General features: G+C 67.4%; 30 protein-coding genes. 1 reads left to right on the top strand and 29 read right to left on the bottom strand.

Annotation, left to right across the window (positions count from 1 at the left end):
• Positions 1-26: 26 nt before the first annotated feature.
• The 10 genes from rpsI to infA all read right to left on the bottom strand — a co-directional run bounded on the left by rpsI (position 27) and on the right by infA (position 8289).
• Positions 27-512, bottom strand: a complete 486-nt coding sequence (gene rpsI / locus ASF89_RS03075; protein ID WP_055799957.1) for a 30S ribosomal protein S9 — start codon at positions 510-512, stop codon at positions 27-29.
• A gap of 32 nt (positions 513-544) precedes the next feature.
• Positions 545-991, bottom strand: coding sequence for a 50S ribosomal protein L13 (gene rplM / locus ASF89_RS03070; RefSeq protein WP_055799954.1), 447 nt, complete (start codon positions 989-991; stop codon positions 545-547).
• Between the two features lie 173 nt (positions 992-1164).
• The gene (locus ASF89_RS03065; RefSeq protein WP_200913477.1) at positions 1165-2067 is read right to left on the bottom strand and encodes a tRNA pseudouridine(38-40) synthase TruA; all 903 of its coding nucleotides are present in this window, start codon (positions 2065-2067) and stop codon (positions 1165-1167) included.
• A gap of 89 nt (positions 2068-2156) precedes the next feature.
• Positions 2157-4844 (bottom strand): ExeM/NucH family extracellular endonuclease, encoded by a 2688-nt coding sequence (locus ASF89_RS03060; protein ID WP_055811959.1) that lies wholly within the window; start codon positions 4842-4844, stop codon positions 2157-2159.
• 243 nt (positions 4845-5087) lie between these two features.
• Positions 5088-5654 (bottom strand): 50S ribosomal protein L17, encoded by a 567-nt coding sequence (gene rplQ / locus ASF89_RS03055; RefSeq protein WP_055799951.1) that lies wholly within the window; start codon positions 5652-5654, stop codon positions 5088-5090.
• Positions 5655-5705: 51 nt separating this feature from the next.
• Positions 5706-6698 (bottom strand): DNA-directed RNA polymerase subunit alpha, encoded by a 993-nt coding sequence (locus ASF89_RS03050; RefSeq protein WP_055799947.1) that lies wholly within the window; start codon positions 6696-6698, stop codon positions 5706-5708.
• Positions 6699-6886: 188 nt separating this feature from the next.
• The gene (rpsK, locus tag ASF89_RS03045) at positions 6887-7285 is read right to left on the bottom strand and encodes a 30S ribosomal protein S11 (protein ID WP_055799944.1); all 399 of its coding nucleotides are present in this window, start codon (positions 7283-7285) and stop codon (positions 6887-6889) included.
• A gap of 45 nt (positions 7286-7330) precedes the next feature.
• Entirely contained in the window at positions 7331-7705 is a 375-nt protein-coding gene (rpsM, locus tag ASF89_RS03040) for a 30S ribosomal protein S13 (RefSeq protein WP_055799939.1), read from the bottom strand.
• Positions 7706-7882: 177 nt separating this feature from the next.
• Positions 7883-7999 (bottom strand): 50S ribosomal protein L36, encoded by a 117-nt coding sequence (gene rpmJ / locus ASF89_RS03035; RefSeq protein ID WP_043593327.1) that lies wholly within the window; start codon positions 7997-7999, stop codon positions 7883-7885.
• 68 nt (positions 8000-8067) lie between these two features.
• Complete coding sequence (gene infA, locus ASF89_RS03030) at positions 8068-8289, bottom strand: translation initiation factor IF-1 (protein ID WP_043593329.1); 222 nt, start codon at positions 8287-8289, stop codon at positions 8068-8070.
• Between the two features lie 176 nt (positions 8290-8465).
• Between infA and ASF89_RS03025 the strand changes: the two genes are divergently transcribed.
• Positions 8466-9731, top strand: a complete 1266-nt coding sequence (locus tag ASF89_RS03025) for an LCP family protein (protein WP_055811956.1) — start codon at positions 8466-8468, stop codon at positions 9729-9731.
• A 62-nt stretch (positions 9732-9793) separates the two neighbouring features.
• On the opposite strand, the gene map is transcribed toward ASF89_RS03025, so the two are convergent.
• The 19 genes from map to rplB form a co-directional block, all read right to left on the bottom strand.
• Positions 9794-10636: a type I methionyl aminopeptidase gene (gene map, locus ASF89_RS03020; protein ID WP_255354971.1), complete on the bottom strand. Its 843-nt coding sequence runs from the start codon at positions 10634-10636 to the stop codon at positions 9794-9796.
• Positions 10633-11256 carry an adenylate kinase gene (locus ASF89_RS03015; protein ID WP_055811953.1) on the bottom strand — a complete coding sequence of 208 codons (624 nt, stop codon included), beginning with the start codon at positions 11254-11256 and terminating at the stop codon, positions 10633-10635. The genes map and ASF89_RS03015 overlap by 4 nt, the downstream gene beginning before the upstream one ends.
• Entirely contained in the window at positions 11253-12575 is a 1323-nt protein-coding gene (secY, locus tag ASF89_RS03010) for a preprotein translocase subunit SecY (protein WP_055799928.1), read from the bottom strand. Before secY ends, ASF89_RS03015 begins: the two co-directional genes overlap by 4 nt.
• 68 nt (positions 12576-12643) lie before the next feature.
• Positions 12644-13273 (bottom strand): 50S ribosomal protein L15, encoded by a 630-nt coding sequence (rplO, locus tag ASF89_RS03005; protein ID WP_082475306.1) that lies wholly within the window; start codon positions 13271-13273, stop codon positions 12644-12646.
• Positions 13273-13458 (bottom strand): 50S ribosomal protein L30, encoded by a 186-nt coding sequence (gene rpmD, locus ASF89_RS03000; RefSeq protein WP_055799925.1) that lies wholly within the window; start codon positions 13456-13458, stop codon positions 13273-13275. The genes rplO and rpmD overlap by 1 nt, the downstream gene beginning before the upstream one ends.
• Positions 13458-14198 (bottom strand): 30S ribosomal protein S5, encoded by a 741-nt coding sequence (rpsE, locus tag ASF89_RS02995; protein WP_055799922.1) that lies wholly within the window; start codon positions 14196-14198, stop codon positions 13458-13460. The genes rpmD and rpsE overlap by 1 nt, the downstream gene beginning before the upstream one ends.
• Positions 14195-14566 (bottom strand): 50S ribosomal protein L18, encoded by a 372-nt coding sequence (gene rplR, locus ASF89_RS02990; RefSeq protein WP_055799919.1) that lies wholly within the window; start codon positions 14564-14566, stop codon positions 14195-14197. Before rplR ends, rpsE begins: the two co-directional genes overlap by 4 nt.
• Before the next feature lie 2 nt (positions 14567-14568).
• Positions 14569-15105 carry a 50S ribosomal protein L6 gene (gene rplF, locus ASF89_RS02985; protein ID WP_055799916.1) on the bottom strand — a complete coding sequence of 179 codons (537 nt, stop codon included), beginning with the start codon at positions 15103-15105 and terminating at the stop codon, positions 14569-14571.
• 6 nt (positions 15106-15111) lie between these two features.
• Complete coding sequence (gene rpsH / locus ASF89_RS02980) at positions 15112-15510, bottom strand: 30S ribosomal protein S8 (RefSeq protein ID WP_055799913.1); 399 nt, start codon at positions 15508-15510, stop codon at positions 15112-15114.
• Between the two features lie 141 nt (positions 15511-15651).
• Positions 15652-16239, bottom strand: a complete 588-nt coding sequence (rplE, locus tag ASF89_RS02975; protein WP_055799910.1) for a 50S ribosomal protein L5 — start codon at positions 16237-16239, stop codon at positions 15652-15654.
• A complete protein-coding gene (gene rplX, locus ASF89_RS02970) occupies positions 16239-16598 on the bottom strand; it encodes a 50S ribosomal protein L24 (protein ID WP_055799906.1) in 360 nt (119 codons plus the stop codon). The genes rplE and rplX overlap by 1 nt, the downstream gene beginning before the upstream one ends.
• A gap of 3 nt (positions 16599-16601) precedes the next feature.
• Complete coding sequence (gene rplN / locus ASF89_RS02965; RefSeq protein WP_043593350.1) at positions 16602-16970, bottom strand: 50S ribosomal protein L14; 369 nt, start codon at positions 16968-16970, stop codon at positions 16602-16604.
• 34 nt (positions 16971-17004) lie between these two features.
• Complete coding sequence (rpsQ, locus tag ASF89_RS02960; RefSeq protein ID WP_055799902.1) at positions 17005-17301, bottom strand: 30S ribosomal protein S17; 297 nt, start codon at positions 17299-17301, stop codon at positions 17005-17007.
• Positions 17301-17630 carry a 50S ribosomal protein L29 gene (gene rpmC, locus ASF89_RS02955; RefSeq protein WP_055799900.1) on the bottom strand — a complete coding sequence of 110 codons (330 nt, stop codon included), beginning with the start codon at positions 17628-17630 and terminating at the stop codon, positions 17301-17303. The genes rpsQ and rpmC overlap by 1 nt, the downstream gene beginning before the upstream one ends.
• Entirely contained in the window at positions 17630-18049 is a 420-nt protein-coding gene (gene rplP, locus ASF89_RS02950; protein ID WP_055799897.1) for a 50S ribosomal protein L16, read from the bottom strand. Before rplP ends, rpmC begins: the two co-directional genes overlap by 1 nt.
• A 2-nt stretch (positions 18050-18051) precedes the next feature.
• The gene (gene rpsC / locus ASF89_RS02945; protein WP_043593357.1) at positions 18052-18831 is read right to left on the bottom strand and encodes a 30S ribosomal protein S3; all 780 of its coding nucleotides are present in this window, start codon (positions 18829-18831) and stop codon (positions 18052-18054) included.
• On the bottom strand, positions 18831-19223 hold the full coding sequence (gene rplV, locus ASF89_RS02940; RefSeq protein WP_055799894.1) for a 50S ribosomal protein L22: 393 nt from the start codon (positions 19221-19223) through the stop codon (positions 18831-18833). Before rplV ends, rpsC begins: the two co-directional genes overlap by 1 nt.
• Before the next feature lie 24 nt (positions 19224-19247).
• Positions 19248-19529 (bottom strand): 30S ribosomal protein S19, encoded by a 282-nt coding sequence (gene rpsS, locus ASF89_RS02935; protein WP_055799891.1) that lies wholly within the window; start codon positions 19527-19529, stop codon positions 19248-19250.
• A 12-nt stretch (positions 19530-19541) separates the two neighbouring features.
• Positions 19542-20381 carry a 50S ribosomal protein L2 gene (gene rplB, locus ASF89_RS02930; RefSeq protein ID WP_055799887.1) on the bottom strand — a complete coding sequence of 280 codons (840 nt, stop codon included), beginning with the start codon at positions 20379-20381 and terminating at the stop codon, positions 19542-19544.
• Positions 20382-20397 lie beyond the last annotated feature (16 nt).

Here is a 20397-nt window from a genome sequence, read left to right as displayed (position 1 = left end):
CGCGAGACCTGCCGTGGAGTGCGCGTTTAGCGCTTCGAGAACTGCGAGGCCTTGCGGGCCTTCTTGAGACCGGCCTTCTTGCGCTCGATGACGCGGGCGTCACGAGTCAGGAAGCCGGCCTTCTTGAGGGTCGCACGGTTGTTCTCGCGGTCGATCTCGTTGAGCGAACGGGCGATGGCGAGGCGCAGCGCGCCGGCCTGGCCGGAGGGGCCGCCGCCGGTCACCTTGACGGTGACGTCGTACGCGCCGAGCAGGTCGAGGACCTTGAACGGGTCGTTGATCAGCTGCTGGTGCAGCTTGTTCGGGAAGTACTCCTCGAGCGTGCGGCCGTTCACGACGAAGGTGCCGGTGCCGGGCACGAGGCGAGCGCGGGCGATGGCCTCCTTGCGGCGACCGACGGCCGAACCCGAGACGTTCAGGACGGCGCGGGGCGTCGCCTCGGCCTCGGTGGCCGTGCTCTCGGTGGTGAAGCTCTGGGGAGCCTGGTCGATGGAATCTGCGATCTGAGCCACTGTGTGGGAATCCTTAAGTCTGAAGGCGGACGCTACTGGGCGACCTGGTCGAGGGTGTAAACCGTGGGCTGCTGAGCAGCGTGGGGGTGCTCGGCACCCGCGTACACCTTCAGCTTCTTGATCTGGGCACGGCCCAGCGAGTTCTTCGGCAGCATGCCGCGGATGGCCTTCTCGACCGCACGCGTGGGGTGCTTCTCGACCATCTCGGAGTACGTGGTGGCCGTCAGGCCGCCCGGGTAGCCCGAGTGACGGTAGTAGAGCTTCTCGGCCAGCTTGGAGCCGGTGAGGGCCACCTTGTCGGCGTTGATGACGATGACGAAGTCGCCCATGTCCATGTGCGGAGCGAAGGTCGGCTTGTGCTTGCCGCGCAGCAGGGCTGCCACGTGGCTGGCGAGACGGCCGAGCACGACGTCGTTGGCGTCGATGATCAGCCAGTTCGGCTGAACGTCAGCCGGCTTGGGGGAGAAAGTGCGCGTCACAGTAGTGCTGCTTCCTTGTCGAGGTGAGAGGTTCGTGAATCCCGCTCCGGCGCCGTTCTCGAGGCAGATGCGACGAGAACGAATCAGGTGGAGGGCTCAACTTCGGGCGAAAGCGCGCAGTTGCGCAGACACCAAGGGGCAACGATACCCGACGGCCTCAGGGCCGTCAAACGTCACTCGTCGACCTGGGCGGCCGACCGCTTCACCTGCGTCAGCAGCGTCCGCGCCGCGACCTCGTCGTCGGGCGGATAGCCGACCTCGACCATCGTCAGCCCGTGGGCGGGGACGACGCGGAACTCGCCGTTGCGTGCGGCCTCGCGGCGGATGCCCACGGCCCGATGCTGGGGCAGCACGCCCTCGCCCACCGCGACGCACGCGCCGACGAGGTTCCGCACGAGGTTGTGACAGAAGGCGTCCGCCTGCACGGTCGCGATCAGCACGCCGTCGGCCTCGCGCCTCCATCGGAACTCCTGCAGCTCGCGGATGCTCGTCGCGTACTCGCGGTGGCGGCAGTAGGCGGCCCAGTCGTGCAGCCCGAGGAGACCTGCGGCGGTGGCGTTCATCAGATCGAGGTCGAGACGCTGGTCGTACCAGAGCGTATGACCCCGCCTCGCCGGGTCGCGTTCGGCACCCCGGTCGGCGATGCGGTACTCGTACCGTCGCCAGAGCGCCCCGAAACGGGCATGGAACCCGGGAGGCGCGACCCGCCCTCCCGAGACGACGATCTCGTCGGACGCGCCCGCGAGCCCGTTCAGGCGACGCGCCAGCACCGTCGGGGCATCGAGCGGCGACCGGTCGACCATGCCCCGGTGCGGCCGCTGGAGCTGCGCGATCTGCGCATCCGTCAGATCGAGGTGGACGACCTGACCCCGAGCGTGGACTCCGGCGTCGGTCCGCCCGGCCACGGTGACCGTCGGCACGTCGCCGAGTCGCCGGAACAGGGTGACGAGGGCCTGCTCGATCTCGCCCTGGACCGTGCGTCGACCGGGCTGCTCGCTCCAGCCCGAGAAGCCGGTGCCGTCGTACGCGACGTTCAGTCGGACCCGCGTCAGGGCCTGCTCGTCGGTCGTCGTCACCCTGCGATTCTACGAGAGACGACGACAGGGCCCCGCGTCGACGACGCGGGGCCCTGCTCAGCACCGGCCGGACTCACCCGGCCCGCCGGCTACCGCCAGCGCCAGCCGAAGAGCTGCTTGAACCAGTCGATGACCGCGGTGACGATCGCCGTGACGATCTGGCCGAGGGTGGGCGCGCCTCCCCCGTGACCGGGCTGCTCGGGCTCGCCCGGCTGCTCGGGCTCCTCGGGCGTGACGTCGCCGACCAGTTCGAGCCCCACGACGACCGGGTCGTGGTCGCTCGACCGGTACGGGCCGTCGGCGTAGAGCGGCGCCGCGTTGTAGTCGTAGCGGCTGTACTCGAGACCGACCGACTCGCCCGCGTTGATGTTCCAGATGTCGACCCCGGACACGGCCTCGACCGCGGCGGGGCTGGCGAGCACGTGGTCGAGCGATCCGCTCAGGCCGCCGAACACGTAGCTGTACTCGTCGGTCTCGGTCGACCCCAGGTCGGTGTAGCCGGCGTCGCGCAGCACCTCGATCGGGTCCTCCTGCGAGTAGGCGTTGAAGTCGCCGATCAGGAACGCCTTGTCGGTGCCGGCGTCCGCCTGCACCCGCGTCGAGAACGCGGCCAGCGCCTCCGCCTGGTTCACCCGCGAGGCGTTCGAGGCGCCCTGCCCGTCGCCCAGGTCGGCGTCGACGCCGGTGCCGCTGCCCTTCGACTTGAAGTGGTTCGCGATCACGACGAAGTCCGCGTCGTCGGGCGCGCCGACCGGAGCGAACGTCTGCGCGAGCGGCTGACGGGCATTGCTGAAGGCCGGGGCGTCGGTCAGGATGCGCGACCCTCCCACGGTCTCGGTCGTCGCCTTCTTGTAGATGAAGGCCAGGCGGATGACGTCCTCGTTCGCCGGGAGGGCGGCGGGCGAGGGGACGAACGCCCACTCGTCGGAGCCGAGGTCGGCGTTCAGAGCGTCGACCAGGGTCGACAGCGCCGCGTCGCGGTCCTGGCCGAAGCGGGCGGAGTTCTCGATCTCCTCGAGCGAGACCACGTCGGCGTCGAGCCCGTTGACGGCCGCGACGATCTTCGCCTGCTGGCGCTCGAAGCTCGCCTGGTTCGCGGCTCCGCGCGCGTCGCAGCCGCCCTGCACGGTGACCGGCTCGCCGAAGCGGTCGGTGTAGTACGTGCAGCCGGTCAGCTGATCACCCGTGGTCGGGAAGTAGTTCAGCACGTTGAACCCGGCGAGTCGGAGGTCGCCCCCGACGTCGCGGGGAGCGGCCTCGCGGATGTTCCCGAACGACACCGGCAGATCGGCCGTGGCCGTGTCGCCGGTCACCCGCTCGGTGGGCTGCAGCTTCCACGACGAGTTGCGGAAGTCCAGGATGAGCGGCTCGTCGAAGGTGACGGGCGCACCCACGGTGACCGGCGCCTCCGTCGAGAGGTACGGCACGGGGATCGACTGGTTCGAGGCCGTGAAGAAGTTGACGGACGATCCGTCGTCGAGGACGACCTTGCGGGCCGCGATCTCGGCAACCGCCGCCGTGTACTCCGCGCTTCCGGGGCGGGCCACCTCGGTGGGCTGCAGCAGCGGGCCGTCGCCGGCCGCCAGCACGACCTCGCCGTACTGGTTGGTCGTGTAGACGTCGCTGACGGTGAACTCGCCCTGCGGCGCGATCAGCATGCTCTCGAGGGCCTCGCGCTCGGCGTCGGTCTCGGGGAATCCGACCGTCGCGGGCAGCGGAGCCGTGACCGATCCGGCGTCGAGCACCGTCAGGTCGGCGGGCGTCGCGACGGTCACCTGTGTGAGACCGAAGTACTCGCCGGCCTGACCGGTCGTCTCGACGTAGTCGCCGATCGACACGGACGAGGCGGTCGCCGACGAGAAGACGAAGACCGCGTCCGAGGCGCCGTGCGTCGCTGAGTCCAGCGCGCCTCCCGTCCCCGGGGTCTGGATGACGTAGCCGTTCAGCCCGCCGGTCGGGTACGTCGCGGTGACGACGCCGCGCGTGGTCACGCGCTGCCCGTCGTACGGGCTCGTGGCCGTCGCACCCTGCAGCTCGGCGATGGTCACGTCGACCGACGGCGCGGGCTCGGTGGGCTCCTCGGGATCCGTGGGCACGTCACCGCCACCGGTCGAGTTGGTGGGCGTGACGACGTCGGACACCGAGAAGTCGTCGCCGTTGACGTCGGTGTCGACGTGGTCGGTGCGCGTCAGCGAGTTGGGGACGGCGTTCCCGCCCGAGGTCGCCGCGACCCGGGTCTCGTACGTGTTCGAGGTCCCGTAGCCCAGCAGGTCGACGACTCCGTCGACACCCACCGAGGAGGCGCCGATCGGCAGGGTCACGGCCGTCGCCCGATCCGAGAGCACGAGGGTGCCGGTCGAGCCGCTGGGGTTCAGCCCCAGCGTCGCGTCGGGGGTGGGCAGCGCCTCACCGACGGTGCCGTTGCTCGTGAGCTGCACGAGGAAGCTGCCACCGGCGGGCACCGTGCCGGCGAGGGCGCCGACGCCGGACACGGCCGTCGCGGTCGCCGCGCGGTACTGCAGGGACCAGCCGGCGAGCGAGATCGCGCTGCTCGTCGGGTTGTACAGCTCGACGAACTTGTGGGTGAACGGCGCGTTCGCGCTTCCGCCCTTGAGGTACGCCTCGTCGATGATGAGGCCGTCGGCGGCTGCGACCGCGGCGGGGGCCGAGGTGGCCGCGTCGGCGGCGGTCAGCGGCGCGAGGGGCGCCACGAGGAGGGCGAGCCCGGTCGCCACGGCGATGTGCTTCCGGGTCAGGGGGCGGGGGCGAACGGACATGCGATCCTTCGTCGGAGAGGCAGGGACGACACGACCTTATGTTTCTTGGCATCTCCACAGGTTTCCGGGACGTGACGCCCGAGTGAACACCCCCCGAGCGGGGTACACGGGTGGCCCCCAAGCTGAGGACCGGGGGTCTCCACCAGGACCGACCCCCGGGACCGACCCCCGGGACCGACCCCCGGGACGACGAAGAAGGACCCTGCAGCACGAGGGCTGCAGGGTCCTTCCGGAGGGACTCGACTACTTCGTGTCGTCCGACTTCGCGGTGTCGTCCGACTTCTCGGCGGCATCGGCCTCGACCTCGTCGGCGGCAGCCGTCTCGGTCTCGGCCTCGACGGGCGCCGACTCCTCGACGGTCTCGGTCTCCTCGACCGGGGCCTCCTCGGCGGGAGCAGCGGCGGCCGGGGCCGACTTGCTGCTCGACGACGACTTCACCTTGGGGGTGACGGGCTCGAGGACGAGCTCGATCGACACCATGGAGGCGTTGTCGCCCTTGCGGAAGCCGAGCTTCGTGATGCGCGTGTAGCCGCCCTCACGGTTCTCGACGAGCGGCGCGATCTCGGTGAAGAGCATGTGCGCGGCGTCCTTGTTGTTGCGCAGCGTCTGCATCGCACGACGACGCGACGCGAGGTCGCCCCGCTTCGCGAAGGTGACGAGGCGCTCGGCGACGGGACGCAGGCGCTTGGCCTTGGTCTCGGTCGTCTTGATGCTCTTGTGCTCGAAGAGCGAAGCGGCGAGGTTCGCGAGCATCAGACGCTCGTGAGCCGGGCCGCCTCCGAGGCGGGGACCCTTGGTGGGCTTGGGCATGATCTTTGTTTCCTAGCTGTCGAAGATGATCAGGGCGTCGGGAGACGAGACCTAGTTGGTCTCTTCCTCGTCGTAACCGCTGTAGAAGTGGGCTCCGTCGAACCCGGGGACCGTGTCTTTCAACGAGAGACCGAGCTCGACAAGCTTGTCCTTCACCTCGTCGACCGACTTCTGACCGAAGTTGCGGATGTTCATGAGCTGCGTCTCGGAGAGTGCGACCAGCTCGGACACCGTGTTGATGCCCTCGCGCTTCAGGCAGTTGTAGCTGCGGACCGACAGGTCGAGGTCCTCGATCGGGGTCTGCAGTTCGCTCGACAGGACGGCGTCGACCGGCGCGGGGCCGATCTCGATGCCCTCTGCGGCGGTGTTCAGCTCACGGGCGAGGCCGAAGAGCTCCGTCAGCGTGCGGCCGGCCGAGGCGATGGCGTCGCGCGGCGAGATCGCCGGCTTCGTCTCGACGTCGACGACCAGGCGGTCGAAGTCGGTGCGCTCACCGGCACGAGTCGCCTCGACGCGGTAGGTCACCTTGAGCACGGGCGAGTAGATCGAGTCGATCGGGATCTGGCCCGCTTCGCTGAACTCGCTGCGGTTCTGGACGGCCGAGACGTAGCCGCGGCCACGCTCGATGGTCAGTTCGAGCTCGAACTTGGCCTTGTCGTTCAGGGTCGCGATGACGAGCTCGGGGTTGTGGATCTCGACACCGGCCGGGGCCGAGATGTCGGCGGCCGTGACCTGACCGGCACCCTGCTTGCGCAGGTACGCCGTGATGGGCTCGTCGTGCTCGCTCGAGACGACGAGCTGCTTGATGTTGAGGATGACCTCGGTGACGTCTTCTTTCACACCGGGGACGGTCGTGAACTCGTGCAGCACACCGTCGATGCGGATGCTGGTGACAGCGGCTCCGGGGATCGACGACAGAAGAGTGCGGCGCAGCGAGTTGCCGAGGGTGTAGCCGAAACCGGGCTCGAGGGGTTCGATCACGAAGCGTGAACGGAACTCCGAGATGTTCTCCTCGGTGAGGGTGGGGCGCTGTGCAATGAGCACTGTGGATTCCTTTCGGCGAAGAGTCCGCTATATGACTCTTGGCGGTACGACAGGTGGCGGGCCGGTCGGGTCTGTTGAGTTGTGGGGCCCCGGCGGGTGACGCTGGAGGCGGTGTGAACGCGGTGTAGCCCGCCGCGCCCCCTCCATCCGATGACCGGATGAGGGGGACGCGACGGGCGGGAACTCAGTTAGACGCGACGACGCTTCGGCGGGCGGCAGCCGTTGTGCGCCTGCGGGGTGACGTCGTTGATCGAGCCCACCTCGAGGCCGGCGGCCTGAAGCGAACGGATCGCCGTCTCGCGACCGGAACCCGGACCCTTGACGAAGACGTCGACCTTCTTGACGCCGTGCTCCTGCGCCTGTCGAGCGGCCGACTCGGCAGCGAGCTGCGCGGCGAAGGGCGTCGACTTGCGCGAACCCTTGAAGCCGACCGCGCCGGACGAAGCCCAGCTCAGCACGGCACCCGAGGGGTCGGTGATCGAAACGATGGTGTTGTTGAACGTGCTCTTGATGTGGGCCTGACCCACGGCGACGTTCTTCTTCTCTTTGCGGCGGGGCTTACGCGCGGCCGACTTCGGTGCTGCCAATTTTTTCTCCTACAACCTAAGGGCGAGTACGGCGGGCGCCGGGGCCTAGCGAGCCTTCTTCTTGCCGGCGACGGTGCGCTTCGGGCCCTTGCGGGTACGAGCGTTCGTCTTGGTGCGCTGTCCGCGGACAGGCAGGCCGCGGCGGTGGCGGATGCCTTCGTAGCTGCCGATCTCGACCTTGCGGCGGATGTCGGCGGCGACCTCGCGACGGAGGTCACCCTCGACCTTGAAGTTGCCCTCGATGTGGTCGCGGAGAAGGACGAGCTGATCGTCCGTCAGGTCCTTGACGCGGATGTTGCCGTCGATCTCGGTGTCGGCGAGAGTCTGGAGCGCACGCGTGCGCCCGACTCCGTAGATGTAGGTCAGTGCGACTTCCACGCGCTTGTCGCGCGGGATGTCAACGCCTGCTAGACGTGCCATGGTGGCTTCTCCTCGGAGAGTGGTGGAGGTCTGTCACAGCACCGGTGCCCGGGCCTCCGCCCCGGGGTGTCCCCGCGACCGCCGGAGCGATCGTGGTTCTGGTGCTGCTTTGTCGGTGTTGCAGTGGACCGGCGGAGCCGATCCGGCATCTTCAGGCCGCGTCACGCGACCCGAGGGCTAGCCCTGGCGCTGCTTGTGGCGCGGGTTGCTCTTGCAGATGACCATGACGTTGCCCTTGCGGCGGATCACCTTGCAGTGCTCGCAGATGGGCTTGACGCTGGGGTTGACCTTCATTGCTGATTCCTTGATCTCGCTGGCTTCGTGCCTCACGGGTGCGTGAGGCCGTTCCTTTCCAGCACGCCCTACTTGTAGCGGTAGACGATCCGGCCGCGGGTCAAGTCGTAGGGCGAGAGTTCGACGATCACGCGGTCTTCGGGGAGGATGCGGATGTAGTGCTGACGCATCTTTCCGGAGATGTGGGCGAGAACTCGGTGGCCGTTCGTCAACTCAACGCGGAACATCGCGTTGGGAAGAGCCTCGATCACTGCGCCTTCGATTTCGATGACACCGTCTTTTTTGGCCATAGCCTCACTGTCGCTCAGGTTCGGGGGTGTTGGTCGTGCGGGGATGCGGTGAACCCGCGCACAGAACGAGCACGAGACACCAAAGGTCGAGCTTAGGTGATGCCGCTATAGTTCAGCAACCCGCGATGTCGATGCGACACGCCGGATCCGACGAGACACGCCGAAGAGGAGCCCGCATGCCCGGTCGCCCCACCCCGTCGCGGCTGCGCGGCGTCGCCCGTCACGGTCGGCTCCGTCGACGCGGATCTCTCCGCCCTCTTCTCGCCCTGGTCGCCGGCGGCCTCGCCGTCGTCCTCGTGAGCGGCGCGTCCGTGGCGGCCATCGCCGTGCGATCCGCGACGTCCGGGGTGTCGACGGTGGTGCTCGGCAACGAGGACACCGTGCGGGACGTCAAGATCTCCGAGATCCAGGGAGGCGCGAACATCCTGCTCGTCGGGACGGACGTCCGCGTGGCCGACAGCGCCATCGACGCCGGGACGACCGAGGGCGCCCGCAACGACGTGACGATCCTCGTCCACCTGTCGGAGGACCACCAGCAGCTGAGCGCCATCAGCTTCCCGCGCGACCTGATGGTCGACGTCCCCGAGTGCACCGGTCCGGATGGCACGTACTACCCCGCGGAGAGCCGCACGCAGTTCAACACCACCCTCGAACGCGGCGGCCTGTCGTGCACCGTGTCGACCGTGGAGTCCCTCACGGGGCTCGCCATCCCCTACGCCTCGGCCATCACCTTCGACGGAGTCATCGAGATGTCCAACGCCCTCGGCGGCGTCGACGTCTGCGTCGCGCAGCAGATCACCGACACCGACAGCGGTCTCGACCTGGCGGCCGGGACGCACTCTCTCCAGGGCGTCGATGCGCTGGCGTTCCTGCGCACGCGTCACGGTGTCGGCGATGGAAGCGACCTCGCGCGGATCAGCTCGCAGCAGGTGTTCCTGTCGGCCATGATGCGCCAGATCCTCTCCGTGGGCACGCTCTCGAACCCGGCGACCCTCTACAAGCTGGCGTCGGCGGCTCTCGGCAACATGGAGCTCTCGTCGACCCTCAACTCCCCCGACACGCTCGTCCAGCTCGCGTACGCGGCGCGCGGGCTCTCCCCCGCCGACATCGTCTTCGTGCAGTACCCCGTGGTCGACGACCCGTACGACTCCAACCGCGTCGTCCCGGCCGAGGCGGACGCCGCGACGCTCAACGCCGCCCTCGCCGCCGACACCAAATTTACGGTCGGAGACGAGGCCACCGGACGCGCCTCCGTCGTCGAAGGCTCCTCGGATGCCCCCGCGCCCAGCGAGACGACCGAACCGACCGAGGCGACCGGCACCTCCCCGGCTCCGACATCCGTCCCCGATCCGGCCTCGACGGAGGCACCGGTCTCGACGCTCCCGTCGTCCATCAGCGGTCAGACGGCGGCCGAGCAGACCTGCTCGGTCGGCAACGGCTGACTCCGGCGGCCCGAGGAGGCGCGAGAGGGTCCGGCGGGGACGTCGCGGCGACGTCGCGCCCGTCAGGCGATGGGCACCGGGCGGATGCCGAGGGGCGCGAGTCCTGAGGCTCCTCCGTCGGCTGCCGTGAGGACCCAGATGCCACCGTCGTGGACGGCCACCGAGTGCTCCCAGTGCGCGGCGTCGGAGCCGTCCGTCGTCGAGACCGTCCAGTCGTCGGCCTGCGTCACCGTGTCGATCGTTCCGAGGGTGATCATGGGCTCGATGGCCACCACGAGACCCGGCTTGACGACTGGGCTGCGACCGGACACGCGGTAGTTGAAGACCGGCGGATCCTCATGCATGGAACGGCCGATGCCGTGACCGGTGTAGTCCTCGATGATCCCGAACACGCCCTGGCTCTCGACGTGGTCCTCGATCGCGCCACCGACCTCATCGAGTCGACGGGCGGTCGCCAGAGCCGCGATGCCGTGCCAGAGGGCCTCTTCGGTCACCCGGTTCAGACGACGGCGCTCGGAGTCCACCTCGGTGGCATCGGCCTCGTCGAGGACGAACGTGCGGGCGCTGTCGCCGTTCCACCCGTCGACCTCGGCACCGCTGTCGATCGAGACGATGTCGCCGGCGCGGAGCACGCGCTCACCCGGGATCCCGTGGACGACCTCGTCGTTGACGGAGGCGCAGACCGTGTGACGGTATCCGGGGACGAGCATGAAGTTGGGCACGCCGCCACCGTCGCGGATGACCTTCTCGGCGATGGCGTCGAGCTCGAGAGTCGAGACCCCGGGTCGGATGGCCGCGGCCACGGCGTCGAGCGACTCCGCCGTCAGCAGACCCGGACGGATCATGGACCGCATCTCGTCCCGGCTCTTGTAGATCCCGGGTCGACGCAGACCCACGCGCGTCAGGAGGCCGTCGCGACGGGACGCAGGCCGCGGTCGTTCAGGGCCGCGTCGATGCGTGCGGCCACCTCGTCGACGCTGCCCAGTCCGTCGACGTCGACGAGCAGTCCGCGCTCACGGTACGTCTCGATGAGAGGAGCGGTCTCGCGCAGGTAGACATCCTGACGGTGGCGGATGGCGTCTTCGGTGTCGTCGGAGCGCCCCTGCTCGAGAGCCCGCTTGCGGAGCCGCTCGACGATCGCGTCGCGGTCGGCGACGAGCTGGACGACCGCGGTGAGCGCCTGACCCTGAGCGGCGAGACGGGCGTCGAGGAACTCGACCTGAGGGATCGTGCGGGGGTAGCCGTCGAGGAGGAACCCTTCGGCCGCGTCCGCCTGGCTAAGGCGGTCGGAGATGAGCTCGTTGGTGAGGCTGTCCGGGACGTAGTCTCCGGCGTCCAGGATCGCCTTGACCTTGAGTCCGAGCTCGGTCTCGTTCTTCACGTTCGCCCGGAAGATGTCGCCCGTCGAGATGGCGGGGATCTTGAAGGCTTGAGCGATCGCCGTGGCCTGAGTGCCCTTGCCCGCGCCGGGAGGACCGACGATCAGGAGGCGCGGGCTGACCGCGCCGTCGACACCGGCGGTCATCGGAGGAGCCCTTCGTAGTGACGCTGCTGGAGTTGCGAGTCGATCTGCTTGACCGTCTCGAGACCGACGCCGACGATGATCAGGATGCTCGCGCCTCCGAAGGGGAAGTTCTGGTTCGCACCCACGGTCGCCAGGGCGATCAGCGGGATGAGGGCGATGATGCCGAGGTACAGAGCACCGGGGAGCGTGACGCGGGTGAGCACGTAGTCGAGGTACTCGGCCGTGGGTCGACCGGCGCGGATGCCCGGGATGAACCCGCCGTACTTCTTCATGTTGTCGGCGACCTCTTCGGGGTTGAAGGTGATCGCGACGTAGAAGTACGTGAACCCGACGATGAGCGCGAAGTACACGAGCATGTAGAGCGGGTTGTCACCTGAGGTGAGGTTGGCCTGCACCCAGCTGACCCACGCGGGAGGCGCTGTGCCGTCGGCCGGTTGGTTGAACTGAGCGACGAGAGCCGGGAGGTACAGGAGCGACGAGGCGAAGATGACGGGCACGACGCCGGCCATGTTCACCTTGATGGGGATGTACGTGTTGTTGCCGCCGTACGTCCGCCTGCCGACCATCCGCTTGGCGTACTGCACGGGGATGCGTCGCTGGGACTGCTCGACGAAGACGACGGCGGCCATGATGACCAGGCCGACGGCGATGACCATGAGGAAGATCTCGAAGCTGCGGGCCTGAGCGATGCTCCAGAGGGCCGTGGGGAAACGCGCCGCGATGGAGGTGAAGATCAGCAGCGACATGCCGTTGCCGATGCCGCGCTCGGTGATGAGCTCGCCCATCCACATGATGAGGCCGGTTCCGGCCGTCATGGTGATGACCATGAGCATCACGGCGTACCAGGCGTCGTTCGTGATCAGCTGGCTGCACTCGGCAGCGCCGGATCCGCTGAACAGGGCGCCGGAGCGGGCCACGGTGATCAGGGTCGTCGACTGGAGGATGCCGAGGGCGATGGTGAGGTAGCGCGTGTACTGGGTGAGCTTCGCCTGACCCGACTGGCCCTCTTTGTACAGGGTGTCGAAGTGCGGGATGACCACGCGCAGCAGCTGCACGATGATCGACGATGTGATGTACGGCATGATGCCGAGCGCGAAGACGGAGAGCTGGAGCAGCGCCCCGCCGCTGAAGAGGTTGACGAGCTCGTAGAGACCCGAGGTGCCCGTGTTGCCGGCCAGGCAGAGCTGCACGTTCTGGTAGTCCACGAACGGTGCGGGGATGAACGAACCCAACCGGAAGAGCGCGATGATGCCGAGCGTGAACCCGATCTTGCGACGAAGGTCGGGGGTGCGCATGATTCGCGCGACAGCTCTGAACACGTGGTGCCTCCCGGTACGAGGATAGACGACTGATGGGGGTGGCCCTTGCGGACCACCCCCTCAGGTGATTACTTGGTGACGGACCCGCCGGCGGCGACGATCTTGTCCTCGGCGGAGCCGGAGACCTTGTCGACCGCGACGGTCAGCTTGACGCTGAGGTCGCCCTGTCCGAGGACCTTGACCTTCTCGTTCTTGCGGACGGCGCCCTTCGCGACGAGGTCGCTCACGGTGACGTCCCCACCCTGCGGGTAGAGCTCGCCGAGCTTCTCGAGGTTCACGACCTGGTACTCGACGCGGAACGGGTTCTTGAACCCGCGCAGCTTCGGAGTACGCATGTGCAGAGGCATCTGCCCACCTTCGAAGCCGACCTTGACCTGGTACCGGGCCTTCTGACCCTTGGTTCCACGTCCGGCGGTCTTACCCTTCGAACCCTCACCGCGTCCCACACGCGTCTTCGCCTTCTTGGCACCGGGAGCCGGGCGAAGGTGGTGCACCTTGAGCACCTGGGGACGGGCGACGTCGTCGGACGACTTCGCGGCGGGAGCGGCCTTGGTGGTCGAACCCGTCGAAGCAGCTGCCTTGTCGGCGGCCGGCTTCTTGGCGGCGGCCTTGGGAGCCGCCTTGGTGGTCGTCGCCTTCGTGGCGGCGGCCTTCTTCGGAGCGGCCTTCTCGGCCGTCTCCTTCTTCTCGTCAGCCATTAGTCAATCTCCTCGACCTTCACGAGGTGAGCGACCGTGTTGACGTAGCCGCGGTTCTGCTTGTTGTCTTCGCGCACGACCGACTGGCCGATGCGCTTGAGGCCCAAGCTCCGCAGCGTGTCACGCTGGTTCTGCTTCTCGCTGATTACGGACTTGATCTGGGTCACCTTGAGGTTGGCGGCCATCATGCACCTGCCTTCTCGGTTGCGGCGTCGCGCGCGGCCTGCTCTGCACGGACCATGAAGGCCGGCATGACGGCGTCGATGTCGAGCCCACGACGAGCAGCGACAGCGCGCGGCTCCTCGAGCTGCTTGAGCGCCTCGACGGTCGCGTGGACGATGTTGATCGTGTTCGACGAACCGAGCGACTTGCTCAGGACGTCGTGGACACCGGCGCACTCGAGCACGGCGCGGACGGGACCACCGGCGATGACACCGGTACCGGCGGAAGCCGGACGCAGCATGACGACGCCGGCAGCGGCCTCACCCTGCACGGGGTGCGGGATGGTGTTGCCGATGCGCGGGACGCGGAAGAAGTTCTTCTTGGCCTCTTCGACGCCCTTGCTGATGGCCGTGGGGACCTCGCGGGCCTTGCCGTAGCCGACGCCGACGAGTCCGTTGCCGTCTCCGACGACGACGAGCGCGGTGAAGCTGAAGCGACGACCGCCCTTGACGACCTTCGACACGCGGTTGATCGTGACGACGCGCTCCAGGAACTGGCTCTTGTCGTCGCGGTCGCCACGGCCACGGCCACCGGCGTTGCGGTCTCCGCGGCCCTGGCCGCCACGGCGGTCGGTGCGACCACCCTCGCGGTTGTTGGACTCGGATCCGGCAGCCGTCTCGACGGGACGCTCGACGACGGCCTCGGCCGGAGCCTTGGTCGCCTCGGGCTCAGCGGGGGGTGTGGTGTTCGTAGCGTCGCTCACAGGTTCAAACCAGCCTCTCGGGCGCCTTCGGCGATGGCCGCGACGCGTCCGGCGTACTTGTTGCCGCCGCGATCGAACACGACGGCCTCGATGCCCGCTGCCTTCGCGCGCTCGGCGACGAGCTCGCCGACCTTGCGGGACTTCGCGGTCTTGTCACCGTCGAACGAGCGCATGTCGGCCTCGAGGGTCGATGCGCTGGCGACGGTGAAGCCCTTGCTGTCGTCGACGACCTGCACGAAGACGTGCCGGGCCGAACGGGTGACGACGAGACGGGGGCGCTCTTCGGTGCCCACGACCTTCTTGCGCAGGCGGGTGTGACGGCGCTTGGTGGCGGCCGACTTGCTCTTTCCTCGTGTACCGAGACCCATGATTACTTACCTGACTTTCCGGCCTTGCGGCGGACGACCTCGCCGGCGTAGCGCACGCCCTTGCCCTTGTAGGGCTCGGGCTTGCGCAGCTTGCGGATGTTGGCGGCGACTTCGCCGACGGCCTGCTTGTCGATGCCGACGACCGTGAGCTTGTTGTTGCCTTCGACCGTGAAGCTGATGCCCGCGGGCGGCTCGACGGTGATGGGGTGCGAGTAACCGAGGGCGAACTCGACGTTCGAGCCCTTGGCCTGGACGCGGTAGCCGGTTCCGACGACCTCGAGGCCCTTCGTGTAGCCCTGCGTCACACCGATGATCTGGTTGGCGATGAGGGTACGGGTGAGGCCGTGCAGCGAACGCGACTCGCGCTCGTCGTCGGGGCGGGTCACGACGACCGTGCCCTCTTCGAGCTTGGCTTCGATGGGGCTCTTGACGATGAGCGACAGCTCACCCTTGGGGCCCTTGACGGTGACGGCCTGGCCGTCGATCTTCACGTCGACCCCGGACGGGATCGAGATGGGGAGTCTTCCGATTCGAGACATGACGAGTTACCACACGTAGGCGATGACTTCTCCGCCCACGCCCTTCTTCTGGGCCTCACGGTCGGTCAGCAGACCGGAGGAAGTCGACAGGATGGCTACACCGAGTCCACCGAGCACCTGAGGGATCTCGGTCGACTTCGCGTAGACCCGGAGACCGGGCTTCGACACGCGCTTGATGCCCTTGATGGAGCGCTCACGGGCGGGGCCGTACTTGAGGTCGATGGTGAGGGTCTGACCGACGCGAGCGTCTTCGACCTTCCACGCCTCGATGAAACCCTCGCGCTTGAGGATCTCGGCGATGTGGGACTTGAGCTTGCTGCTCGGAAGCGACACGGTCTCGTGGAAGGCCGAGTTCGCGTTGCGCAGTCTGGTCAGCAGGTCTGCGACCGGATCTGTCATCGTCATGCGATTGATCTCTTTCTCATCCGGTTTCGACATCCGGTACACCGGGTGCCGACCTGGACGATCGGGTGGTCGCAGAGCGAATCTCTGCGACCTCAGGGGAACGGTCGGCAACTCGACGTGCGAGTTGCCGACCGGACGATCTTACTTGGCCGAGTCGGCCGAACGGAACGGGAAGCCGAGCGCCTTGAGCAGCGCGCGTCCCTCGTCGTCGTTCTTGGCGGTGGTCACGACGGTGATGTCGAATCCACGCACACGGTCGATGCGGTCCTGGTCGATCTCGTGGAACATGCTCTGCTCCGTGAGACCGAACGTGTAGTTGCCGTTGCCGTCGAACTGGCGGTCGCTCAGACCACGGAAGTCGCGGATACGGGGAAGAGCGAGCGACAGGAGCCGGTCGAGGAACTCCCAGGCGCGGTCGCCGCGAAGCGTCACGTGGGCGCCGATGGGCTGACCCTCGCGGAGCTTGAACTGGGCGATCGACTTGCGGGCCTTCGTGACCTGCGGCTTCTGACCCGTGATGGCGGTGAGGTCCTTGATGGCACCGTCGATGATCTTGCTGTCGCGGGCCGCCTCGCCGACACCGGTGTTCACGACGATCTTGACCAGGCCGGGGACCTGGTGGACGTTCGTGAAACCGAAGTCGCTCTTCAGCTGCGGAAGGATCTCCGCACGGTACTTCGCCTTCAGGCGCGGGAGCGCCGTCGGGGTCGTGGTGGTGGTGTCAGTCATCAGAGGTTCTCTCCCGACGCCTTGGCGTAACGGACACGGACGGTCTTGGTGACGCCGTCCTTGGTGACCGTCTCTTCACGGAAGCCGACTCGCGTGGGCTTCTTGGTCTTGGGGTCGACGATGGCGACGTTCGACACGTGGATGGGAGCCTCGTGCGTCTCGATGCCACCGGTCTTGGTGCCGCGCTGCGTCTGGCCGACGCGCACGTGCTTCGTGACGAGGTTGACACCCTCGACGACGACGCGGTTGCGCTCGACGAGGACCTCGAGGACCTTGCCCTGCTTGCCTCGGTCGCCGCCACGCGTCTGCGTCGCGCCGGTGATGACCTGAACCAGATCACCCTTCTTGATGTTTGCCATGACTTAGATAACCTCCGGCGCCAGCGAGATGATCTTCATGAACTTCTTGTCGCGAAGTTCGCGACCGACCGGCCCGAAGATGCGGGTGCCACGAGGGTCCCCATCGGCCTTCAGGATCACTGCGGCGTTCTCGTCGAACTTGATGTAGGAGCCGTCCGGACGACGGACTTCCTTCTTGGTACGAACGATGACCGCCTTGACGACGTCACCCTTCTTCACGTTTCCGCCGGGGATGGCGTCCTTCACCGTCGCGACGATCACGTCACCGAGGCCGGCGTAACGACGGCCGGAGCCTCCGAGGACGCGGATGGTGAGGATCTCTTTCGCACCGGTGTTGTCGGCGATCTTGAGGCGGGATTCCTGCTGAATCACTTGTGTCTCCTTCTACGCAAGCAGGCCGCGAGGCCTACTTCGCCTTCTCGAGGATCTCGACCAGGCGCCAGCGCTTGGAGGCGCTGAGCGGACGGGTCTCGCTGATCACGACGAGGTCGCCGACACCGGCCGCGTTGGCCTCGTCGTGCGCCTTGACCTTGGACGTGCGGCGGATGACCTTGCCGTACAGGGGGTGCTTGACGCGGTCCTCGACCTCGACGGTGATGGTCTTGTCCATCTTGTCGCTGGTCACGTAGCCGCGACGGGTCTTCCGGTAGCCGCGGGTCTCGACGGCTGCCGAGTCGACCTCGGTCTTGTTCTCGGTAGCCATTACTTCTCCTCGGCAGTCTCGACGGTCTCGGCGGCGGGCGCCTCGTCGGCGGCGGCCTTCTTGGTCGACTTCTTGGTCGCCTTGGGGGCGGCCTCGACGGCGACGGGGGTGGCACGGATGCCGAGCTCGCGCTCACGCAGGACCGTGTAGATGCGAGCGATGTCGCGCTTCACGGCGCGCAGGCGGCCGTGGCTCTCGAGCTGGCCGGTCGCCGACTGGAAGCGCAGGTTGAACAGCTCTTCCTTGGCCTTCTTCAGTTCGTCGACCAGACGCTCGTCTTCGAAAGTGTCGAGCTCGGTCGGACGGAGCTCCTTGGATCCGATCGCCATTATGCGTCGCCCTCCTCGCGCTTGATGATGCGTGCCTTGAGGGGCAGCTTGTGGATCGCACGAGTGAGTGCCTCGCGCGCGATTTCGTCGCTGACGCCGCTGAGCTCGAAGAGCACGCGACCCGGCTTGACGTTGGCGACCCACCACTCGGGCGAACCCTTACCGGAACCCATGCGGGTCTCGGCGGGCTTCTTCGTGAGGGGACGGTCGGGGTAGATGTTGATCCAGACCTTGCCGCCGCGCTTGATGTGACGCGTCATGGCGATACGAGCGGACTCGATCTGACGGTTGGTCACGTAAGCGGGCGTGAGTGCCTGGATGCCGTACTCACCGAAGCTGACCTTGGTGCCACCAGTGGCCTGGCCACTGCGACCGGGGTGGTGCTGCTTGCGGTGCTTGACACGACGGGGGATAAGCATGGTTACGCCTCAGCTCCTGTGGTGGCGGGTGCCTTCTGCTCGCGGGGAGCGCGGTCGCCCCCGCCGCGACGGGCACCGTCACGGTCGTTACGGCGCTCGGGGCGAGACGACTTCTGGTTCGCCTGCTCGCGTGCGAGCTCCTTGTTGGTGATGTCGCCCTTGTAGATCCAGACCTTGACACCGATGCGACCGAAGGTGGTCTTGGCCTCGTAGAAGCCGTAGTCGATGTTGGCGCGGAGCGTGTGCAGGGGCACGCGGCCCTCGCGGTAGAACTCCGAGCGGCTCATCTCGGCGCCGCCGAGGCGACCCGACACCTGGATGCGGACACCCTTGGCGCCGGCGCGCTGGGCGCCCTGGAGGCCCTTGCGCATCGCACGACGGAACGCGACACGAGCAGCGAGCTGCTCGGCGATTCCCTGCGCGACGAGCTGAGCCTCGGCCTCGGGGTTCTTCACCTCGAGGATGTTGAGCTGGATCTGCTTGCTCGTGAGCTTCTCGAGGTCGCCGCGGATGCGCTCGGCCTCGGCGCCACGACGACCGATCACGATGCCCGGACGGGCGGTGTGGATGTCGACGCGGACGCGGTCACGGGTGCGCTCGATCTCGATCTTGGCCACGCCGGCGCGGTCGAGCGAGGTCTTGAGCAGGGTGCGGATCTTGACGTCCTCGGCGACGTAGTCGCTGTAACGCTGTCCCGGCTTGGTGCTGTCGGTGAACCACCGCGACACGTGGTCGGTGGTGATGCCCAGACGGAAGCCGTACGGGTTGACCTTCTGGCCCATTACTTGCTCGCCTTCTTCGTAGCGTCGGCAGCCTCGACCTCATCAGGCGTCGCGAGGACGATCGTGATGTGGCTGGTGCGCTTCAGGATCTGGAAGGCGCGCCCCTGGGCTCGCGGCTGGAACCGCTTGAGGGTTGCACCCTGATCGACGAATGCACGGCTCACGTAGAGGTCCTGCTCGTCGAGGTAGCTGTTGTCTTTGTCCGCCTTGACACGGGCGTTGGCCATGGCCGACGCGACGAGCTTGTAGACGGGCTCGCTCGCACCCTGGGGGGCGAACTTCAGGATGGCCAGGGCCTCGAGGGCCTGCTTGCCGCGGATCAGGTTGACGACGCGACGGGCCTTCATGGGGGTGACGCGGATGTGACGCACGCGTGCGATCGACTCCACCATTTCTCTCCTCCTTACGTCGCCGCGTTAGCGGCGACGACCCTTCTTGTCGTCCTTCACGTGACCACGGAAGGTGCGGGTGGGCGCGAACTCACCGAGCTTGTGGCCGATCATGCTCTCGGTCACGAACACGGGGATGTGCTTGCGTCCGTCGTGCACGGCGATGGTGTGTCCCAGCATGTTCGGGATGATCATCGATCGGCGCGACCAGGTCTTGATGACGTTCTTCGTGCTGGCCTCGTTCTGCGAGACGACCTTGCGGAGCAGGTGGTCGTCAACGAAGGGGCCCTTCTTAAGACTGCGTGGCATCTTCTACAACTCCTACTTACGCTTCTTGCCAGCGTTACGACGACGGACGATGAGCTTGTCGCTCTCCTTGTTGGGGTGGCGCGTGCGGCCCTCTTTCTGGCCCCACGGGCTGACCGGGTGGCGACCACCGGAGGTCTTGCCCTCACCACCACCGTGCGGGTGGTCGACGGGGTTCATGGCGACACCACGGACGGTCGGGCGGACGCCCTTCCAGCGCATGCGGCCGGCCTTGCCCCAGTTGATGTTCGACTGCTCGGCGTTGCCGACCTCGCCGATCGTGGCGCGGCAGCGGGCGTCGACGTTCCGGACCTCGCCCGACGGCAGACGGAGCTGCGCGTAGGGGCCGTCCTTGGCGACCAGACGGACCGAGGCACCGGCGGAGCGAGCCATCTTGGCGCCTCCACCGGGCTTCAGCTCGATGGCGTGGATGACCGTACCGACGGGGATGTTCTTCAGCGGCAGGTTGTTGCCGGGCTTGATGTCGGCACCGGCACCCGACTCGACGATGTCGCCCTGCGACAGCTTGTTCGGGGCGATGATGTAGCGCTTCGTGCCGTCCAGGAAGTGGAGCAGCGCGATGCGCGCGGTGCGGTTGGGGTCGTACTCGATGTGAGCGACCTTGGCGTTGATGCCGTCCTTGTCGTGACGACGGAAGTCGATCACGCGGTACTGGCGCTTGTGGCCACCACCGATGTGTCGCGTCGTGATGCGGCCGGCGTTGTTGCGCCCGCCCGACTTGGTCAGCGGACGGAGCAGCGACTTCTCGGGCGTCGAACGCGTGATCTCCGCGAAGTCGGCGACCGACGAACCGCGGCGACCCGGCGTCGTGGGCTTGTAGTTACGAATAGCCATGTTTTATCCCTCTGCT

Origin of the sequence: Frigoribacterium sp. Leaf172, from assembly GCF_001424285.1 — a bacterium.
GTDB lineage: Bacteria > Actinomycetota > Actinomycetes > Actinomycetales > Microbacteriaceae > Frigoribacterium.
Note: the sequence above shows the minus strand (reverse complement) of the source record. Positions and strands in the feature narration are given on the sequence as shown.